The 19,675-nt window shown below is 72.8% G+C and carries 18 protein-coding genes; 10 read left to right on the top strand and 8 right to left on the bottom strand.

Annotated features, from left to right (window positions below; all coding sequences use genetic code 11):
- The coding region (locus KBX37_RS27770; RefSeq protein ID WP_210778841.1) for a SigB/SigF/SigG family RNA polymerase sigma factor at nucleotides 1–1,095 on the bottom strand (1,095 nt) is incomplete at its 3' end.
- Between the two features lie 280 nt (nucleotides 1,096–1,375).
- Complete coding sequence (locus tag KBX37_RS27765; RefSeq protein WP_247659110.1) at nucleotides 1,376–2,746, bottom strand: hypothetical protein; 1,371 nt, start codon at nucleotides 2,744–2,746, stop codon at nucleotides 1,376–1,378.
- A 234-nt stretch (nucleotides 2,747–2,980) separates the two neighbouring features.
- On the opposite strand from KBX37_RS27765, the gene KBX37_RS27760 reads away from it, so the two are divergent.
- Entirely contained in the window at nucleotides 2,981–3,211 is a 231-nt protein-coding gene (locus KBX37_RS27760; protein WP_154937606.1) for a CDGSH iron-sulfur domain-containing protein, read from the top strand.
- 59 nt (nucleotides 3,212–3,270) lie between these two features.
- On the opposite strand, the gene KBX37_RS27755 is transcribed toward KBX37_RS27760, so the two are convergent.
- Genes KBX37_RS27755 through KBX37_RS27745 form a run of 3 tightly spaced genes read right to left on the bottom strand, consistent with a single transcriptional unit; the run spans nucleotide 3,271 to nucleotide 7,273 of the window.
- Nucleotides 3,271–4,350: an iron-containing redox enzyme family protein gene (locus tag KBX37_RS27755; RefSeq protein WP_210778840.1), complete on the bottom strand. Its 1,080-nt coding sequence runs from the start codon at nucleotides 4,348–4,350 to the stop codon at nucleotides 3,271–3,273.
- 51 nt (nucleotides 4,351–4,401) lie between these two features.
- Nucleotides 4,402–6,162 (bottom strand): thiamine pyrophosphate-binding protein, encoded by a 1,761-nt coding sequence (locus tag KBX37_RS27750; protein ID WP_210778838.1) that lies wholly within the window; start codon nucleotides 6,160–6,162, stop codon nucleotides 4,402–4,404.
- A complete protein-coding gene (locus tag KBX37_RS27745; protein ID WP_210778837.1) occupies nucleotides 6,155–7,273 on the bottom strand; it encodes a Vms1/Ankzf1 family peptidyl-tRNA hydrolase in 1,119 nt (372 codons plus the stop codon). Before KBX37_RS27745 ends, KBX37_RS27750 begins: the two co-directional genes overlap by 8 nt.
- A gap of 144 nt (nucleotides 7,274–7,417) precedes the next feature.
- Here KBX37_RS27745 and KBX37_RS27740 point away from each other — a divergent pair, with 144 nt between their 5' ends.
- Both KBX37_RS27740 and KBX37_RS35305 read left to right on the top strand, forming a co-directional pair.
- Nucleotides 7,418–7,972 carry a hypothetical protein gene (locus KBX37_RS27740; RefSeq protein WP_210778844.1) on the top strand — a complete coding sequence of 185 codons (555 nt, stop codon included), beginning with the start codon at nucleotides 7,418–7,420 and terminating at the stop codon, nucleotides 7,970–7,972.
- Nucleotides 7,969–8,103, top strand: coding sequence for a hypothetical protein (locus KBX37_RS35305; protein ID WP_256440375.1), 135 nt, complete (start codon nucleotides 7,969–7,971; stop codon nucleotides 8,101–8,103). Before KBX37_RS27740 ends, KBX37_RS35305 begins: the two co-directional genes overlap by 4 nt.
- Here the strand turns inward: KBX37_RS35305 and KBX37_RS27735 are convergent.
- Nucleotides 8,100–8,438, bottom strand: coding sequence for a DUF3817 domain-containing protein (locus tag KBX37_RS27735; protein WP_210778836.1), 339 nt, complete (start codon nucleotides 8,436–8,438; stop codon nucleotides 8,100–8,102). The genes KBX37_RS35305 and KBX37_RS27735 overlap by 4 nt on opposite strands.
- Before the next feature lie 165 nt (nucleotides 8,439–8,603).
- On the opposite strand from KBX37_RS27735, the gene KBX37_RS27730 reads away from it, so the two are divergent.
- Nucleotides 8,604–10,082 (top strand): glutamate--cysteine ligase, encoded by a 1,479-nt coding sequence (locus KBX37_RS27730; RefSeq protein ID WP_210778834.1) that lies wholly within the window; start codon nucleotides 8,604–8,606, stop codon nucleotides 10,080–10,082.
- Between the two features lie 24 nt (nucleotides 10,083–10,106).
- Here KBX37_RS27730 and KBX37_RS27725 read toward each other — a convergent pair whose 3' ends face one another.
- Both KBX37_RS27725 and KBX37_RS27720 read right to left on the bottom strand, forming a co-directional pair.
- On the bottom strand, nucleotides 10,107–11,279 hold the full coding sequence (locus KBX37_RS27725; protein ID WP_210778832.1) for a zinc-dependent alcohol dehydrogenase: 1,173 nt from the start codon (nucleotides 11,277–11,279) through the stop codon (nucleotides 10,107–10,109).
- Nucleotides 11,280–11,301: 22 nt separating this feature from the next.
- Nucleotides 11,302–12,249 (bottom strand): SRPBCC family protein, encoded by a 948-nt coding sequence (locus KBX37_RS27720; RefSeq protein WP_210778831.1) that lies wholly within the window; start codon nucleotides 12,247–12,249, stop codon nucleotides 11,302–11,304.
- Nucleotides 12,250–12,436: 187 nt separating this feature from the next.
- On the opposite strand from KBX37_RS27720, the gene KBX37_RS27715 reads away from it, so the two are divergent.
- The 6 genes from KBX37_RS27715 to KBX37_RS27690 all read left to right on the top strand — a co-directional run bounded on the left by KBX37_RS27715 (nucleotide 12,437) and on the right by KBX37_RS27690 (nucleotide 19,619).
- The gene (locus KBX37_RS27715) at nucleotides 12,437–12,871 is read left to right on the top strand and encodes a helix-turn-helix transcriptional regulator (RefSeq protein WP_210778830.1); all 435 of its coding nucleotides are present in this window, start codon (nucleotides 12,437–12,439) and stop codon (nucleotides 12,869–12,871) included.
- Between the two features lie 337 nt (nucleotides 12,872–13,208).
- Complete coding sequence (locus KBX37_RS27710) at nucleotides 13,209–15,599, top strand: ATP-binding cassette domain-containing protein (RefSeq protein ID WP_374103916.1); 2,391 nt, start codon at nucleotides 13,209–13,211, stop codon at nucleotides 15,597–15,599.
- Between the two features lie 502 nt (nucleotides 15,600–16,101).
- Nucleotides 16,102–16,773, top strand: coding sequence for a hypothetical protein (locus tag KBX37_RS34895; RefSeq protein WP_247659106.1), 672 nt, complete (start codon nucleotides 16,102–16,104; stop codon nucleotides 16,771–16,773).
- A gap of 113 nt (nucleotides 16,774–16,886) precedes the next feature.
- Nucleotides 16,887–17,834, top strand: coding sequence for an ATP-binding cassette domain-containing protein (locus KBX37_RS27700; RefSeq protein WP_210778828.1), 948 nt, complete (start codon nucleotides 16,887–16,889; stop codon nucleotides 17,832–17,834).
- A complete protein-coding gene (locus KBX37_RS27695; RefSeq protein WP_210778826.1) occupies nucleotides 17,831–18,580 on the top strand; it encodes an ABC transporter permease in 750 nt (249 codons plus the stop codon). Before KBX37_RS27700 ends, KBX37_RS27695 begins: the two co-directional genes overlap by 4 nt.
- Before the next feature lie 187 nt (nucleotides 18,581–18,767).
- On the top strand, nucleotides 18,768–19,619 hold the full coding sequence (locus tag KBX37_RS27690; RefSeq protein WP_210778825.1) for a DUF4097 family beta strand repeat-containing protein: 852 nt from the start codon (nucleotides 18,768–18,770) through the stop codon (nucleotides 19,617–19,619).
- The last annotated feature ends 56 nt before the right edge of the window (nucleotides 19,620–19,675 follow it).

Genomic DNA, 19,675 nt, shown 5'->3' with positions numbered 1-19,675 from the left:
GCGTACCGCAGGCTGGACCCGGGTCAGCCGCAGCGGGACGCCGGTACGCGCCGCCGCGTCGCGGCCGGCCATCAGGGCGGCGATCCCGCCGGCGTCGACCCCGCCGGCGCCGTCCAGGTCGACCACCACCTCGCGGGGCTGGCCGGTGACCGCCTCCAGCATCACCCGGCGCAGCTGGTCGGCGCCGTCCCGGTCGATCTCGCCACCGACCTCGACGACCACCCGGTCGCCGGTGCGCTTGAGCGCGATCCGGTTCCGGCCGGTCTCGCACTCGGCGGCGCCGTTCTGCCAGGGCGGCGGCGCGTCGGCGAGCATCGCCTGGCGCAGCCAGGTCAGCGCCCGGGACAGCAGCCGGGAGACGTGCATCTGGGAGATGCCGAACCGGGCGGCGATCTCCGCCTGGGTCTGGTTGCCGTAGAACCGCATGGCCAGGATGCGCCGTTCCCGCCAGGGCAGCCGGTGCAGCAACCCGCTGACCGTCACCCGGTCGTCGACGGACTCCAGCGCGTTGTCGGACTCGCCAACCAGGTCGCCGAACTCGGCCGAGCTCTCCCCGCCCACCGGCGCGTTCAGCGAGGCCGGGCTGTAGCCGGCGGCCGACTCCAGCGCGGCGAGGATCTCCTCCTCCGGCGTCTCCAGCCGCGCGGCCAGCTCCGCCACGCTCGGCGCCCGGGACAGCTCGCTGGTCAGCGCCGCGGTGGCCTGCCCGACCTCCAGGATCAGGTCGCGCAGCCGGCGGGGCACGTGCACCCCCCAGGTGCGGTCCCGGAAGTGCCGCTTGATCTCGCCGACGATGGTGATCGCCGCGTACGCGGTGAACGAACCCCGCTCGGGGTCGTACCGGTCGACGGCGTTGACCAGGCCGAGGCGGGCCACCTGCTCCAGGTCCTCCAGCGGCTCGCCGCGCCCCCGGTAGCGGCGGGCCAACCGGCCGGCGAAGGGCAGGGCGAACCGGACGAGGTCGTCCCGGGCCTCCTGCCGACGCTCGGGTGGCAAACCCGCGATCCGGGCCGCATACGCCAGCGCGGCCGCGTCCAGGTCCTCCAGGCCGCGTTCCGTCGGCGGTGGTGTGGTTGTGGTGGTCTGTCCGAACATCCGCGCCTCCCTCAGGAAGGTCCCCCGCCCGGATGGGAGCCGGTCGTGCGCGTGGTCGGGCCACGCACCGGGCCGGAAGTTGGGTCACGTGCCGCGCCGGTGTCACCGGACGCGCGAGAGCGACGACAGCACGCTACGCGGCGTGCTCGGTCCGTCGCAGCGAGCGGTGTTCCCGCTCCGTAGGTACTCAATCACGCGACCCCGGGTTCGCGAGGATGTTTCGGCAGCTCGGTCCGGCGGGTCGGCGGGAAACCGCCGGGCGTCCGGTTTCCCGCCGGATTCAGGAGACGGCGAGCCCCATCGGAGCACCGTCCTCGCGCAGCGCGGCGACCGCCTCGGCCACCCCGAGCGGCGGCGGCACCGGCAGGTCGTACGGTTGGTTGCGGAGCACCTCGGTGGCCCGGCGGGTGGGCACCGAGGCGACCGGGTAGCCCCGGGCGGCGGTGCGGTCGAGCGCCCGGCGGCGGCGGCCGAACGCGGCCACGGCGAGCCACTGGGGCAGCCCGGCGAGGGCGGGCGAGCGCATCCCCGGCGACTCCGGCAGCACGTCCACCGAGCTGAACGGCTCGCTGCCGGCGAGCCACAACTCCACCCCGTCGACGCTGCGCCGGGTGGCGTTCTCGCACCAGTACGGCACCAGCCCCGCCCGCACCACCTGCCACGGGTCGAGCAGCCGGCCGCACTCGACCACCAGCCGGTCGCCGGTCTTGCCGGCCCGCCGCAGCCAGCGCCGGTACAGGTCGGCGACGGCCGCGCTCAGCGCCGTGGGCTGCGGGACGTGCACCTCGTGCAGCCCGTGGCCGTGCCGCCGCCCCCAGTGCCGCGCCCCGTCGACGAAGCCGGGCTCCACCCCGTGCTCGGCGTGCTCGCCGGCGGCGGAGACCTCCGGCGGCTCCCAGTGCCCGCCGTCGCCGCCGGCCGACCGGAGCACCTGGCGCAGCGCGTGCGAGTCGGGGTGGACGTCCACCGGCTCCAGGCCGCTGCCCGGGCAGCCGAGCTGGAAGCTGTGCCCCTGCCCCTCGTCGCTGACCGGCCAGGTGCGCGCGTCGCGGACCACCAGCAGCGACGCGGCGGGCTCCAGGCGGTCGGCCAGGAAGCGGGCGTACGCCCGGGGCAGGGCCTGCCAGCGGGCCACCAGCGACACCGTGGACCCGGCCAGCGCGCCCCGGCTGGCCGGGCAGTGGACCTGGCGCCGGTGCAGCTCGGGGTTGCCGGCCAGCACCCGGGCGGCGAGCGCCGCGCCATGGTCCAGGGCCGCGCGCGGCCGGTCCACCGCGCCGCGGGTCCAGTGCGCGGTCATCTCGAAGGCGGCGGGCAGCCACGGTACGCCCAGGGCGACCGCCAGGTGCACCGCCGAGGCGTGCGGGGAACCGAGCACCACCCCGGGGTACCGGCGGCGGGGGTACTGGTCGACGATCCACCGGGCGACCCGCTCGGCGTCGACCTCGGCGGTCTGGTCCGGGGTGAGCGCGACCCGACTGGCGGCCCGCGCGGCGGCGGCGCGGCGGACCGGTTCGGGCGCCGCGGTGAACCGGGACAGCGGCGTCGACTGGCCGAGGTCGCCGCAGTCGACCCCGCGCAGGGCCCGGGCGGTGGCCGCCACCAGTACCCGGGCCGTGCTGCCCGCGGCGACGACCCGGTCGCCGGCCATGCCGGCGCCGTCTGCCGTCAGCCCCTTCTGCACCTTGGGCACCGGCCCCACCTTGCCTCGTTCGCTCACCACGCGACCCGGCTTCCCGTCCGGATGGGGTCTAAACGGGCATTGGGGGCAATGCTCGGGTGGCCGGCCGTACGCCGGTCCGGGGCGCTCGGGTGAGTCGACGCCCACCGGCGTCCGGCCGCCCCGGCGGGTTTCGGCCGGGCCGGCAGGGGCACATCCGGTCCCATGAGCGCCGAGCACCCCACCGCCGACGCGGCGGCCACCATCACCCCCTACGAGGACGGACCGCTGCTGGTCCGGGGCGACTTCGCGCTGGTCACCCCGGACGGGCGCAGCATCGACGCCCGGCGGGGCACGGTGGCGCTGTGCCGGTGCGGCAAGTCGGCGCTGAAGCCGTTCTGCGACGGCACGCACAAGGCGATCAACTTCCGCGCGGGCACCGACCGGGAAGGCTGACCCACCGCCCGGAGGGGCCCGCTGACCGGCGCAGCCGGCGCGGCGTGGTTGCGGTCGGCTCAGGCGGCCACGGCCACCCGGGAGGGCGCAGGCGGCCCAGCCACCCGGGAGGGCTCGGCGGGGGCCCGCAGCGACGAGCCGCCGGTCGCCCAGCTGTCCAGCAGGTGGCCGGCGAAGAGCCGGTCCACCGCCAGGGCGGCCGCCGCGCCGAACAGCACGTCGGCAGCGAGGCCGGGCTCGGTGCGGACCAGTCCGCCGCACAGGTCGTGCGCTGCGATCTGCTCGTGCACCGCGTCGGCCTCGACGTGCTCGTCGTAGAAGCGGGTGGCCGTCTCGTCCAGCCCGAGGCGGCGCAGGCCGTTGCCGTACCGGCGGTTGGGCAGCGAGGACGCCATCTCGAAGGCGGCGAGGTGACCGAGCAGCGCGCCGCGCAGCCGCCGGTGCAGGCCGAAGAGCGAGATCAGGTTGTTGGTGGTGAGGGTGACGGCGGGCACCCGGTCCAGGTACGCCGCGTACCCGGTGTCCAGGTCGAGCCGGTCCAGGGTGCGGCGGAACAGCTCGGCGTGCATCCGGTCCAGCCGGCCGTTGCCGTACTCGTCCATCTGGATTTCCACCAGCGCGGCCTTGGCCGGACCGCCCAGCCGGGGCAGGGCCCAGCTGTGCGGGTCGGCCTCCCGCAGGTGGTAGATCGACCGGTGGGTGGCGAACTCGCGGAACTGGGCCAGCGTCGCCCGACGCTGCAGCGCGGCGGCCAGCGACGGGCCGTCGTCGGCGGCCACCAGGTCGGCCAGCGCGCGCGGCACCCCGCCGGGCAGCACCGCCGGCAGCGGGCCGACCAGCCGGCGCAGGGCCGCCTCGAAGGGCCGCTCGGCGGCCGACCGGAGCGCCAGCACCGACGGCTGCCACTCCCAGTCCTCGTCCACCCCCTGCCAGCCCCGGTAGTGCAGCTCGTAGCAGAGGAAGAGGGTGAGCTGGAGGTCCTCGTCGACCACGGGGTCCGCCGGGTCGAACTCAGCGCCCAGCCCGGCCGGCAGCTCGTGCGGCGGCCGGCGCAGCGCCTCGATGACGGCGGTGGAGATCGGGCCCCGAGGCTGCGGCAGCGGCGCGGGGCCGTAGCGGCGGTCGACGGAGTCGGACATGGAACCTCCCGGTGACGGCTGGGGGTCTCCTGATGCCCTGCCCCGATTGCCCTAAACGAGGTCCTCCGCCTCCACGGTCATCCGGGTGGCGAGCAACCGTTCGCGGACCCGGCGGGCGGCGTCGCCGTCGGCGAACACCCCCCGCAGGTCGGCCAGCGCCGGTTCCGGCGGGCGCAGCGGCACCTCCGGGTCCACCACCGCCTCCAGCACGCACGGGCGGTCCGCGGCGAGCGCCTCGTCCCAGGCCGCCCCGACCAGGTCCGGCCGGTCGACCCGGACCCCGTGCAACCCGAGCAGCCGGGCCCAGCCCGCGTACGGCACGTCCGGGCGGCGGTGGGTGGGGTCGGTGACCTGCCGGCCGCCGCCCATGCCGGACTGGTCGCGGTTGTTGAGCACCAGCACCACCAGCCGCGGATCCGCCCACTCGTGCCAGCGGTGCGTCACGGTGATCAGCTCGGCGAGGCCGTTGAGCTGCATGGCGCCGTCGCCGAGCAGCGCGAGCACCGGCTGGTCAGGGTGGGCGAGCTTGGCGGCGAGCGCGTACGGCAGCGCGCAACCCATCGAGCCGAGCGTGCCGCAGAGCTGCGCGTTCACCCCGGGCGGCAGCTCCAGGTGGCGGGCGTACCAGTAGATGACCGAACCGACGTCGACGGCGACCGCGCCGCGCCGGGGCAGCCGGTGGGAGAGTTCGTGCAGCACCAGCTGCGGGTTGACCGGCTGGGCGGGCGCCTCGGCGCGGGCGATCGATTCCTGCCGCCAGCGGTCCACCGAGCCCTCGACGGTGGCGCGCCACTGCCGGTTCGGCTGGTCGTGCACCCGGGTTAGCAGCGCGCGCAGTGTCTCGGCGGCGTCGCCGACCAGCGGCACGTCCACCGGGTAGCGGGTGCCGATCCGCCGCCCGTCGATGTCGATCTGGACGGTCCGGGTCTGCCCGGCCATCGGGAAGTAGTCGGTCCACGGGTCGTTCGTGCCGACCAGGAGCAGCGTGTCGGCGCCGCCCATCAGCTGCGCGGCCGCCGTGGTGCCGGCCTCGCCGAGCACCCCGGTGTGGAAGGGCAGCCGCTCGTCCAGCACCGGCTTGCCCAGCAGCGAAACCGCCACCCCGGCGCCGAGCCGGTCGGCCAGGGCCACGACCTCGTCCTCCGCGCCCCGGGCGCCCTGACCGACCAGGATTGCCACCCGCTGCCCGATGGTGAGCAGCGACGCGGCGGCGTCCAGGTCCGCGTCGTGCGGCAGCACCCGGGCCAGCGGCTCTCCCGGCGTCGCGGTCAGCACCCCGGCCGCCTGCGGCTGGAGATCGGGTACGGCGGTCTCCTGCAACTCCCGGGGCAGCACCACACAGGTGGGGCTGCGGGTGGCCGCGGCGGTCCGGAACGCCTGGTCCAGCAGGACCACCACCTGCCCCGGGGCGCGTCCGTACCGGACGAACTGGTTGCACACGTCGCCGAAGAGCCGGCTCAGGCCGATCTCCTCGTGCGCGCCGCCCAGCGGGCCGGTGACGTCCTCCCCGACGATCGCCACCACCGGCTTGCTGTCCAGCTTGGCGTCGTACAGGCCGTTCAGCAGGTGCACGGCGCTGGGACCCTGGGTGGCCAGGCAGACGCCGATCCCACCGGTGAACTTGGCGTGCCCGGTGGCCATGAACGAGGCGGTCTCCTCGTGGCGGGCCGGCACGAACTCCGGGTCACCCCCGGCGGCGTCCAGCGCCTCGACCAGCGGGGCGATGGCCTCGCCCGGGTAGCCGAAGGCGCGGGGCACCCGCCAGGCCCGCAACCGGTCCACCACCAGGTCCGCGACCGTCCGGTCAGCCATTGCCACGCCCGGGGGTGCCGGCGTCGACGTAGCGCAGCACCGCGCCGATCCCGTCGGTCAGGTCGGGTGCCTCGTCCCGGCCGAGGACGGCCAGCTCGGCGTCGGTGCCGACCAGGGCGCGGACCAGGGCCGCGTCGGCGCGGACCTGCTGCGGGTCGCGCACCGCGGCGAGCTGCCCCGGCTCGATGGCGATGTCGGTCGGCTCCGGACCGATCCAGAGCTGACCGGTCGCCGACGGGTCGTCGACGATGAGCATGGTGTCGACCTGGTTGCGCTGCAGGGCGGCCACCACGGCCTCCAGCCCGGCACCCACGTCCTCCTGCATGCCGAAGCGGTCGAGGGCAGCGTTGACGTGCTGCTCGGCGACCTCGGCGATGGCCTGCACGGTGATGTCGTCCATCAGCTGCGGGTCGGCGCCGCCGGCGCGCGCGCCCGCGTCGGTACGCACCATCGCGTCCTGCCAGCGGTCCGGCAGCTGCGCGGCGATCATGCCGGTGGCCCGGACGTCCCCGGCCACCACGACCACCTCCGCGCCGACCTGCTCGGCCAGCTGAACGGTGGCCGCGACGGCGTCGCCGGCGTTGTGGTGCCACGCCTCCATGGCGGCGCGCTGGTAGCGCGACTGCGACCAGCCGCCCGGCTGGACCCGGCGCAGCTGGTAGCTCTCCCGGCCGGCGATCTGCGCCCGGCGGGGCACCCCACCGGCGCTGATCGCGATCGCCTCGGCGCCGGACCGATCGGCCAGCACCCGGACCCAGGCGATCTGCTCGCCCCGCTGGGCGACCAGCGGCATGGTGTGCGGCAGTGCGGACCAGACGGCCAGGTCCTTGAACGGTGGCGCGCTGAGGTACTCGGTGAGCACCACCCGGCCGCCGGTGGCGAAGATCGCCACGCCGTAGTCCCCGGACATCGGGTCGTGTCCACGCACCACCTGCCCGACCGCCTCGACGGTCGCCGCGTCGGCGCCCTGCTCCAGCAGGCGCCCCTTGACGGCCCGCCAGCGGAGGTCCACCTGGGGGTGGGCGTCGTGGGTGTCCCTGGAAGCGTCCAGGTAGACCGAGCACCACGGCCCGGGACGGTCGTAGAGCGGGCGCAGGAAGGACAGCTGCATGCTCAAGACCCCTTTCCAGCTCGGCCGCACGCTTACCCGCGCCGCCGGGGATGTCACCTCGCCGGCACGACCGCGTGACCGGGGTTCATTCACGTCGTTCGACCGGGGCGACCGCTACCATCAGTGCACGTATCCGGACTCTCGGTGGTGGCCATGGACAGCGATCTCCGGCTCCGCGTCGTGCATCCGACGCAGCGGGTCCTCACCGGGCGGGTCGTCCGGTTGCTGGAGGGATATCCCCGCGAGGTGCGGGTCGGCCAGCCGGTGCTGGTGGCGGTGCTGACCGCGGCGAGCGTGGTGGGGCTGCTGATGCTGCTGGTGCGCAGCCTGCTCTCCACCGGCGGCGGGGGCGGCGGCGCGCGGCGCGGCTGGAAGGACCTGAAGAAGGGTCCGGAGTTCCTGGTCACCCCGCTGCGGGTGCGCGACGCCGCCGGCCTGCTCTACGAGGTGGAGCTGCACGGCCACCTGCCGCAGAGCGCGCTGCACCCGGCCGACCACGTGCAGCTGACCCTGCGCCGGCAGCCCGACCCGGAGCTGCCGCCCCGGGTGGAGCGGATCGTCAACGTCACCACCGGGCAGCTGCTCACCCCGCGCACCGCGACCGTCTGGTCGCACCTGGGGCCGCCGCTGCTGCTCCAGGCGCTGCTCGGCGCGTTGCTGCTCGCCGGCGTGGCGGCCTGCTCGGTGGTCACCGGGTGAGGAGTTTCCCGGCCCGCCGCGCCGGGCACCGGGGACGCCATGTCTCCGACTCCGGGCACCACCTGGCCGAGGAGGCGCCGGAGCAGCTCGCCGCGGTGCTGGGCGCGTTCCTGGCGACCGAGGGCGGTTAGCCGACCGGGGTGAGCGGGCGGGCCGGCTCGGGGGCGGTGCGGAGCATGCCCCGCCGCCGGGCCCAGCGCTCGAAGAACAGCGTGGCGAACGGCGGCACGGCGCTGACCAGGGCGACGGCGGTGACCGGCAGGCTCCACCGGTGGGTGCGGGCCATCACCAGCACCAGCAGCCCGTAGGCGACGAAGAGTCCGCCGTGGATCGGCCCGAAGATCTTGACGCCGATCTCGTTGGCCGGCGGGCCGTACTTGACGGCCATGCCGACCAGCAGGGCCAGCCAGGAGCACGCCTCGGCGATCGCCGCCGCCACGAACAGCCGGGTCGTCTTCTCACGCATCGCGCCATGCTAACCAGCCGGGTCGCCCGACCCGGGGCGGAACGGCGGCGGAGGGACGGGGATCACGGAGGCCGCGAATGGGTAGGTAAGAGTCCTTCGGGTCTTCCCCGCCCGCGCCGGAACGTGCGAGGTTTGGGGGAACCAACGGTGACAGGGTGGTGACCAATGGGCGAAGACGTCGGTGCGCGGACCTTCAGCCGAGAGGACCGGGCCCGCTACCGCGAGAAGGTACGCCGCTGCCTGGACGTCTTCGCCGAGATGCTGCGCGAGTCGCGGTTCGACGTGGAGCGGCCGATGACCGGGCTGGAGATCGAGCTGAACCTGGTCGACGAGGAGTCGATGCCGGCGATGCGCAACGCCGACGTGCTCGCCGCCGTCGCCGACCCCTGCTTCCAGACCGAGCTGGGGCAGTTCAACGTCGAGATCAACGTGGCGCCCCGCCGGCTCGCCGGCACCGGCACGGCCGAGTTCGAGGAGCACGTCCGGGCCAGCCTGAACGCGGCGGAGCAGAAGGCCCGCACGGTCGGCGCGCACATGGTGATGATCGGCATCCTGCCCACCCTGCGCCCGGAGCACCTCACCGCCGCCACGCTGTCGCAGAACCCGCGCTACGAGCTGCTCAACGAGCAGATCTTCGCCGCCCGGGGCGAGGACCTGCGAATCTCGATCAACGGGGTGGAGCGGTTGGCCACCACTGCGGACACCATCACCCCGGAGGCGGCCTGCACCAGCACCCAGTTCCACCTCCAGGTCAGCCCGGCGCAGTTCGCCGACCACTGGAACGCCGCCCAGGCGGTCGCCGGCATCCAGGTGGCGCTCGGCGCGAACTCGCCGCTGTTCTTCGGCCGGGAGCTGTGGCGGGAGACCCGCATCCCGCTGTTCCAGCAGGCCACCGACACCCGCGCGGAGGAGATCAAGGCCCAGGGGGTACGCCCCCGCGTCTGGTTCGGCGAACGCTGGATCACCAGCGTGTTCGACCTGTTCGAGGAGAACGTCCGCTACTTCCCCGCGCTGCTGCCGGTCTGCGACCCGGAGGACCCGGCCGAGGCGCTGGCCGCCGGCGGGGTGCCGAAGCTGGCCGAGCTGCGGCTGCACAACGGGACCGTCTACCGGTGGAACCGGCCGGTCTACGACGTGCTCAAGGGCCGCCCGCACCTGCGGGTGGAGAACCGGGTGCTGCCGGCCGGGCCGACGGTGCTGGACACCGTCGCCAACGGCGCGTTCTACTTCGGGCTGGTCCGGGCCCTGGCGGAGTCCGACCGTCCGCTGTGGTCGCAGATGTCGTTCAGCGCCGCGGAGGAGAACTTCACCAACTGCGCCCGGCACGGGATCGACGCGCAGGTCTACTGGCCCGGCCTGGGCTACCTGCCGGTGACCGAGCTGGTGCTGCGGCGGCTGCTGCCGCTGGCGTACCACGGGCTGGACCGGTGGGGGGTGGACCCGGCCGAGCGCGACCGGCTGCTCAGCATCATCGAGCAGCGCTGCCTGACCGGGCGCAACGGGGCGACCTGGCAGGTGGAGACCCTGCACCGGCTGGAGTCCGCCGACCACCTGGACCGGCCGGCGGCGCTGCGCGAGGTGGTCCGCCACTACGTGGACCTGATGCACAGCAACCGCCCGGTGCACGAGTGGCCACTGCCCTGAGCGGCGCACCAGGCCCCGGGCCCGTCAGACCTTGAGCACCACCTTGGTGCAGTCGTCCTGCTTCTTCTGGAAGATCTTGTAGCCCTTGGCCGCGTCCTTGAGCGGCATCCGGTGGCTGACGACGAAGCTCGGGTCGATCTCGCCCTTCACGATCCGCGCCAGCAGCGGCCGGGTGTAGCGCTGCACGTGGCACTGCCCGGTCCGCATGATCAGCGAGCGGTTCATGAACGCGCCCATCGGGAACTTGTCCACGAACCCGCCGTACGCCCCGATCACCGAGACCACTCCCCCGCTGCGGCAGGCCAGGATCGCCTCGCGCAGCGCGAAGGGCCGCTCGGTCTCCAGCCGGCCGGCCTGCTTCACCCGGTCGTAGGCGTACATCGCGGCGTTGCCGTGGTGCCCCTCCAGCCCGACCGCGTCGATGCAGGCGTCCGGGCCCCGGCCGGCGGTGAGCCGGTTCAGCTCGTCCAGCACGTCGAGCTGCTCGTAGTTGATCGTCTCCGCGCCGGCCCGCTCGGCGGCGAGCCGCAGCCGGTACGGGTACCGGTCGATGACGATGACCCGCTCCGCGCCGAGCAGCCGGGCGCTGGCGGCGGCGAGGAGGCCGACCGGGCCGGCGCCCCAGACCGCGACCACGTCGCCGGGGGTGATGTCGCACATCTCCGCCCCCATGTAGGCGGTGGGGAAGACGTCGGCGAGCATCAGCGCCTGGTCGTCGGGCACCTCGTCGGGGATCTTGATCGGGCCGACGTCGGCGAACGGCACCCGGGCGTACTCGGCCTGGCCGCCGGCGTACCCGCCGAGCAGGTGGCTGTAGCCGAAGATGCCGGCCGGCGAGTGGCCCATGATCTTCTCGGCGATGCCGGCGTTGGGGTTGGAGTTCTCGCAGACCGAGTAGCGGCCCTGCTGGCAGGAGGCACAGTTGCCGCAGGCGATCGGGAACGGCACCACCACCCGGTCGCCGATGGCGAGGTTGTCCACCTCCGGGCCGACCTCGACCACCTCGCCCATGAACTCGTGGCCGAGGATGTCGCCCTTGCGCTGGGCCGGGATGTACCCGTGGTAGAGGTGCAGGTCGGAGCCGCAGATCGCCGTCGAGCTGATCTTCACGATGGCGTCCCGGGCGTTCATGATGCGCGGGTCGGGCACGTCGACGACCTTGACGCTGTCCTTGCCCGTCCAGGTGGTGGCTCTCATCGTCTTTCCTTCGCGGTGGCGGTCAGCGGGCGGGCAGCGGCTGGGCGGGACGTTGCTTGAGCTGCTGGTGCAGGGTGATCCCCTGCGGGCTGGCGTCGGAGCGGACCACCTCACCGGTCTCCAGCACCTGCTTGAACCGGCGCAGGTCGTCGCGGATCTGCTGCTCCGGCTCCTCGCCGAAGAGCTTCGCCACCGCACGGCCGAGCCGCCCGGCGGGCGGGGCGTACCCCAGCTCCACCCGGACCTCGGTGCCCCGGTCGCCGGGGGCCGGCACGAAGCGGACCCGGCCGGCGTTGGGCACCTGGGCGCCGGGCAGCGACCGCCAGGCGATCAGCTCGTTCGGACGGTCCTCGACGATCTCGGCGTCCCAGCCGACCAGCCGGCCGGCGGGGCCGCGTGCGGTCCAGTGCGAGCGGCGCAGGTCGTCGGCGCGGACGGACTCCAGGTGAGCCATGAAGCGGGGCAGGTTCTCCAGGTCCCGCCAGAACCGGTACGCCTCCGACGCCGGCCGGTTGACGGTGACGCCGACCTCCATGAGGATCAGCCGTTCCCGGGCCCGGCGGGCCCGACCGGCGCGGACGGCGGCGAGCAGGTCGACGACGGCGATGCCGGCGACGACGGCGGTGGTCACAGCGACCCGCCGACGCCGCTCGCCGCACCGGTCCGCCAGCGCCCGGCCGAGCAGGGTCAGGTCGGCCGCGTCCCCGGCCACCCGGGTCCAGGCCCAGCCGCCGGGGCGGCGTCCGGTGAGCAGCCCTGCCCCGTGCCCCAGTTCCCGGGCGGCCACCGCCGGAATGACACCCGCCGCCAGCGGGGAGTCGTCCACCCCGGTCAGCCGGGCCACCGCGCGCGGGGCGAGCAGGCCGCCCGCGCCGAGGGCGAGACTGACCACGCCCAGCAGCCGGGGCAGCCCGGTGCCCCGGCCCTTGCCTTCCAACTCGTCCAGCACCGTCGGTTCGGTCCTGTCCACGTCCGCACCACCGTCGCTCGGCCGTGACCGCCCACGGGGACGGCCCGGCGGCCGGAAGGCCGCCACGCCTGACGCTATGCCCACCAATCGCCCCACGAACCCCGAATCAGCCCGAAACCCGGACGCACCTCCGGGTCAGGCGGTCGGCCGTGCACCGGCCACCGTCCGGCGTGGCACGATCTGGTAGGTGACCGGCAGATCCCCCGAGGCGCAGCGCCTGAGTGACCTCGCGCGGCTGCGCCGGGTCCGCGACCGGATCGACCGCGAGTACGCGCAGCCGCTGGACGTCGAGGCGCTCGCCCGTGGCGCGAACATGTCGGCCGGGCACCTCAGCCGCCAGTTCCGGCAGGCCTACGGCGAGTCGCCGTACTCCTATCTGATGACGCGGCGCATCGAGCGCGCCATGGCGCTGCTGCGCCGCGGCGACCTGAGCGTCACCGAGGTCTGCTTCGCGGTCGGCTGCTCGTCGCTGGGCACCTTCAGCACCCGCTTCACCGAGCTGGTCGGTGTGCCGCCGAGCACCTATCGGGCCGAGCAGGCTCCCGCGACGGCGGAGATGCCACCGTGCATCTCGAAACAGGTGACCAGACCGATCAGGAATCGAGAAGCACGGGTCACGTAGCCGCAACTAGCGTGACCGCCATGAGCGTCAGGATTCACCACGCCTTCATCCCGCACACCGACGCGGACGCCACCCTGGCCTTCCGCGACCCCACGGGCACCCTCACCCGGATCAACGAGCTGCATCGAGCCGTCCGGCTTCCGACGCGCGGTGACGGTGCCCGACCACGAGCTGATACGCGACGACCGCCGGCTGGTCTGACGCCTCGGCGGGACGCGCCGGGTGGCCGCGGCCGCCGGGGCGGCAGGGCCGGAGCAGCCTGGATACCGTGGTTCCTGCGCCGAGCGTGACGCCGACGGAGCCCGCGAAGCGGCCCCGCCACACAGATGGAGACACGATGAGCATGGCCACGAGGACGGACCCGCGGTCGCCCGCGCCGCACGTTGCCGACAGCCACGATCTGATCCGCGTGCAGGGCGCGCGCGAGAACAACCTCAAGGACGTCAGCATTGAGATCCCGAAGCGCCGGCTGACGGTGTTCACCGGCGTCTCCGGCTCGGGCAAGAGCTCGCTGGTGTTCGGCACGATCGCCGCGGAGTCGCAGCGGATGATCAACGAGACCTACAGCGCCTTCCTGCAGGGCTTCATGCCGACGCTGGCGCGGCCCGAGGTCGACGTCCTCGACGGGCTGACGACCGCGATCATCGTCGACCAGGAGCGGATGGGCGCCAACGTCCGGTCCACGGTCGGCACCGCCACCGACGCCAACGCGATGCTGCGGATCGTCTTCAGCCGGCTCGGCCAGCCGCACATCGGATCGCCCCAGGCGTTCTCCTTCAACGTCGCCTCGATCAGCGGGGCGGGGGCGGTCACCGTCGAGCGCGGCGGCAAGACCGTGAAGGAGCGGCGCAGCTTCGCCATCACCGGCGGCATGTGCCCGCGCTGCGAGGGCATGGGGTCGGTCACCGACTTCGACCTGTCCGCGCTGTACGACGACAGCCTGTCGCTCAACGAGGGCGCGCTCACCATCCCCGGCTACAGCATGGACGGCTGGTTCGGCCGCATCTTCCGCGGCTGCGGCTTCTTCGACCCCGACAAGCCGATCCGCAAGTACACCAAGCGGGAACTGCACGACCTGCTCTACAAGGAGCCGACCAAGATCAAGATCGAAGGGATCAACCTGACGTACGAGGGGCTGATCCCGAAGATCCAGAAGTCGTTCCTGTCCAAGGACGTCGACGCGCTGCAGCCGCACATCCGCGCCTTCGTGGAGCGGGCGGTGACGTTCACGACCTGCCCCGAGTGCGACGGCACCCGGCTGAGCAAAGAGGCCCGGTCGTCGAAGATCAAGGGGAAGAACATCGCCGACGTCTGCGCGATGCAGATCAGCGACCTGGCCGACTGGGTCCGGGGGCTCGACGAGCCGTCGGTGGCCCCGCTGCTCGCCGGGCTGCGACACCTCCTCGACTCGTTCGTGGAGATCGGGCTGGGCTACCTCTCGCTCGACCGGCCCTCGGGCACACTGTCGGGCGGCGAGGCGCAGCGCACCAAGATGATCCGCCACCTCGGCTCCTCACTCACCGACGTCACCTACGTCTTCGACGAGCCCACCGTCGGGCTGCACCCGCACGACATCCAGAAGATGAACGACCTGCTGCTGCGGCTGCGGGACAAGGGCAACACGGTGCTGGTCGTGGAGCACAAGCCGGAGACCATCGCGATCGCCGACCACGTCGTCGACCTCGGCCCCGGCGCCGGTACGGCGGGCGGCACCGTCTGCTTCGAGGGCACCGTCGAGGGGTTGCGGGCCAGCGACACCATCACCGGCCGCCATTTCGACGACCGGGCCGCTCTCAAGGAGAAGGTGCGCACGCCCACCGGCACCCTGGAGATCCGCGGCGCCGCGACCCACAACCTCCAGAACGTCGACGTCGACATCCCGCTCGGGGTGCTCACCGTGGTGACCGGCGTGGCCGGCTCCGGCAAGAGCTCCCTGATCCACGGCGCGGTGTCCGGGCGGGACGGTGTGGTGGCGGTCGACCAGACCGCGATCCGCGGGTCCCGCCGGAGCAACCCGGCGACGTACACCGGGCTGCTCGAGCCGATCCGCAAGGCGTTCGCGAAGGCCAACGGCGTGAAGCCGGCGCTGTTCAGCCCCAACTCCGAGGGCGCCTGCCCCACCTGCAACGGCGCCGGCGTCATCTACACCGACCTGGCGATGATGGCCGGGGTCGCCACCGTGTGCGAGCAGTGCGAGGGGAAGCGGTTCCAGGCGTCGGTGCTGGAATACCACCTCGGTGGCCGCGACATCAGCGAGGTGCTCGCGATGTCGGTAACCGAGGCGGAGGAGTTCTTCGGCGCCGGGGAGGCGCGGATCCCCGCGGCGCACGCGATCCTGCAGCGGCTCGCCGACGTCGGGCTCGGCTACCTCAGCCTCGGCCAGCCGCTCACCACGCTCTCCGGCGGCGAGCGGCAGCGGCTCAAGCTGGCCACCCGCATGGCCGAGAAGGGCGGCGTCTACGTCCTGGACGAGCCGACCAGCGGCCTGCACCTCGCCGACGTCGAGCACCTGCTCGGCCTGCTCGACCGGCTCGTCGACTCCGGTAAGTCGGTCATCGTCATCGAGCACCACCAGGCCGTCATGGCGCACGCCGACTGGATCATCGACCTCGGCCCCGGCGCCGGCCACGACGGCGGCCGGATCGTCTTCGAGGGCACCCCCGCCGACCTCGTCGCCGCCCGCTCCACCCTTACCGGCGAGCACCTCGCCGCCTACGTCGGCGCCTGACCGCGCCCCTACCCTGTCGGACGCATCCGGTTGACGGCGGCCGGGCCGAGGTGATCTCGGCCCCGCCGCCAGCCGGCAGGACGTGGCGCGGCGGGATGTCTTGTTCGAGGGCCGGGGAGGTCGAATGACCGTGTTCGCGTGTGCGGGCTGCGGTGCCTTGCTGACCGTGCCAGTGTCGCGGGTAGCGCTTCCGGTCCACGCCGGCCAGAATTACGGCCACGCGTTGCTCGGCGTGCTGATGGAACCGGGGACGTACGCGGTGGATCCCGATCCTTTCGGACCGCCGTGGCGGCCCTGGGCCGAGGTCGGCGCGGCTGAGGCGGAAGCCCGTGGCGTGTACGCGCCGGTGTGTGCGCTGTCCTGGGGGCCGCGGGGAGCTGTCGTGGTCGCACCGGGCGACGTCCGCGGGACCGTCTTCATGTCGGAGCGGTGCGACGGCTACTGCCGCGGCTTGGACGGCCGGGACGGCCCCAATCTGGCGTGTGCCCAGTGCGGACGACCGGTGGCGACCCGCATCGACGACTGCTCGCTCTGGCAGGCGGTGTGGCTGGACCCGGGGGCGGTCCACCGGGTCACCGCGGATGCCTCCCCGCGTCAGGCCGTCGGCTGGGAGGATCTGCGAGAGCACCGGCCCGGTATACCGCCGGTCGAACCGCCCGGGCAGTGGAATCCGGTCTGGGAGGCCGCCGTCGCAGCAGCGCTGGCCCACCTGCTGGCCGTGTCGGCCGGCACCCGGGTAACCGTCCCCGACGGTCTTGTCGCCGACACCTTCCGCCCTGCCCTCGACGCTCTGCTCCCGCCGCGACCGCCGGCCAGGACCCTGGCCCTGGCCGGACCGGGCCTGCCTGCCGTCACCACAGACATCGCCCTCGTCCCGCAACATCCGCAGACCGGCGAGCGCTGGGCGCTGTCCCAGGCAGCGGACGTGGTCCCTCTGTCCTGGGACATCTGGTCGTACCTGGCCTTCCACCACGACCGCAGGCCCGTCCCCGGAGCTGGCGCGATGCCCGAGGACGCCCGTCGGGACGACCCGCCGCCGCTGACGCCGGGGCGATTCCGACCCGACTGGGCCGTGTTCCTCTTCACGTTGGCGCGGCTGCCCGAGGTCCGCCAGCCGTGGCTGCGCGACATCTACGACCACGTGAACGGCCGCCCATACGCTTCTCCCTTCTAACGCCGGCAAACTGCGCAGCGTCCTGGCCTGGCGTGACGAGGACGAACACCGTGCCAGTGGTCGTGTCAGGGGCGTGTCAGGCCGGTGACAGGTCGGCCGCCGATGGTAGGCGCATGACAAGTTCAGCGATTGAGGTTTCCGGGCTACGAAAGGCATTCGGGGACAAGACCGTGCTCGACGGCATCGATCTGGATGTTCGTGCCGGCACAGTTTTCTCCCTGCTCGGTCCGAACGGAGCGGGCAAGACGACGACGGTGAACGTGCTGACCACGTTGATGAAGGCCGACGGTGGGACGGCACGGGTTGCCGGGCATGACATCGCGACCGAGACCAGGGCGGTGCGCGCGGTGGTCGGGGTCACCGGTCAGTTCGCGGCGGTGGATGAGCTGCTGACGGGCCAGGAGAACCTGCGGTTGATGGCGGATCTGAAGCGGATGGGCTCCGGCGCGGGCCGACGGGTCGTCACCGAGTTGCTGGAGCGCTTCGCTCTGGTGGAGTCGGCGCAGAAGTCGGTGTCGACCTATTCCGGGGGCATGCGCCGGAAGCTGGATCTGGCGATGACGCTGGTCGGCAAGCCACGGATCATTTTCCTGGACGAGCCGACGACCGGACTGGATCCGCGCAGCCGGCGCACGATGTGGGAGATCGTCCGCGAGCTGGTGGCCGACGGCGTGACCATCTTCCTCACCACCCAGTACCTCGAGGAAGCCGACCAGCTCGCCGACCGGATCGCGGTACTCCACCAGGGCCGCCTGGTCGCCCAGGGCACTCCCGACGAGCTCAAACGCCAGGTCCCCGGCAGTCATGTCCGGCTTCGGTTCACCGACGTCGTCGAACTCGACGCGGCCGCGCGGGTCCTCACCGATGCGACGCGGGACGACGAGGCACTGGCCCTGCGGGTTCCCGGCGATGGTGGCACGAGATCGCTGCGGGCCCTGCTGGACCGGCTCGACGAATACTCGATCCGTGCCGAAGAGCTCTCCGTCCACACCCCGGACCTCGATGACGTCTTCCTCGCCCTGACGGGCCGCACCCACACCACGGAGGTGGTCGCGAAATGAGCACCAAGTCCCATGCGATGGTCATGTTGCGTCGCAACTTCAAGCACATCGCCCGGAATCCGACCTCGGTGTTCAACGCGGTCCTGATGCCGATCGTGATCATGTTGATGTTCGTGTACATGTTCGGCGACGCCTTCAACGTCGGTGTCGACTACATCGACTACGCGACGCCGGGACTGATGCTGTTGGCCGTCTGTTACGGGCTGGGGGCCACCGCCACGTCGGTGAACTCCGACATGACGAAGGGCATCATCAACCGGTTCAAGGTCATGGACGTCTCCCGTGGTGCGGTGTTGACCGGTCACGTCGTCGCCAGTCTGCTGACCAATCTGCTCGCCATCGGGGCGCTCGTCGGGGTGGCCTTCCTGCTGGGATTCAGCCCGGCGGCGAGTGCCCTCGACTGGCTCGGCGTGGTCGGCGTCGTCGTGCTGCTCGGTTTCGCGGCCGGCTGGCTCACGGTCGCCCTGGGACTGGCGGCGAAGTCTCCGGAGACGGCGGGTCTGGCCTCCGTGCCGCTGGTCATGCTGCCGTTCTTCAGCAGCGCGATCGTACCGGCGGAGAAGATGGGGCCGGGCCTCCGGCAGTTCGCGGAGTACCAGCCCTTCACGCCGATCATCGAGACCATGCGCGGGTTGCTCAACGGCGCGCCGTCCTCCAGCGACGCGATCACCGCCGTCGCCTGGTGCGTCGGCATCGCTCTCGTCGGCTACCTGTGGGCGCGTTCCACCTTCACGAAGCGCGCGTGACCTTCCGGGCGAGGGCCTTCCGAGGACCGTGATCGGGCTGACCCCGAAGCCGCCGGCGACGAACTGGCCCGGCGCGCGCTCGCGTCCGACGAGCGCGCGCCGTGGGCGTGCGGACCGATGCTTCACCCGGCTGGGGCGGCGGAGCCGCCCACCAACACATCACGTATGAGACAACAGGAGAGGCGTCATGCCCACATTCGCCACGCCAGGACCCATCGTCGCCACCGTTGTTGTCGCCGGTGCTCAGGTGCGGGTCACCGCGAGCGACCGGACCGACACCGTGGTGCTGGTCGAACCCATCGACAAGGCGAGCCAGTCGGACGTCAGGGTGGCCGAAAAAACCAAGGTCGACTTCACCGGCGGTCAGCTGTCGGTCAAGACGACCGCCTCCGGGAACAAGGACGGTTCGGTCGCCATCACGATCGACCTGCCCGCCGGCTCCAGCCTGGTTTCGTACCTGGCGCACTCGGATGTGCACGCCGACGGCCCATTGGGAGAGTGCGAGCTGCACATGGCATCCGGTCGCGTCCAGCTCGATCGCATCAACGCGCTGCAGGCGAACATCGCGGCCGGTGAGGTCACGATCGGCCACATCGCCGAGCGCGCCACCATCGACGGCAGCACGTTCGCACTGCGGATCAGCGAGGTCCAGGACACCGTCAAGCTCTCGAGCTCCGGCGGGCAGATCTGGATCGGCCACGCCTCGGCCGACCTCGACCTCAGCAGTGGCAGCGGCGGTTTCGACATCGACCGCGCCGACGGCAGCGTCACCGCCAAAACGGGCGACGGCGTCATTCGGATCGGCCGGTTGACCAGCGGTCGGGCGGAGCTGGCGAACCACTCGGGAAACATCGAGGTCGGCATCAGCGAGGGCACCGCTGCCCGGGTGGACGCCAACAGCAAGCGAGGGTCGGTGCGCAACTCCGTACCGCCCCAGGAAACCCCTAATGGGAGGCGTCGGGTTGGCCGGGAGGCAGACTCGATGTCCGGTAGCCGCGGGCGAGTGAGCACTTCCACCCCTTGGACCGGTGAGTCCTAGGGTCAGACCGTGCCCTTGCCCGTGGTCGGGAGATGAACGGCTGATGGGATGTCGTG

Source organism: Micromonospora sp. U56, assembly GCF_018070095.1.
GTDB lineage: Bacteria > Actinomycetota > Actinomycetes > Mycobacteriales > Micromonosporaceae > Micromonospora > Micromonospora purpureochromogenes.
Note: the sequence above shows the minus strand (reverse complement) of the source record. Positions and strands in the feature narration are given on the sequence as shown.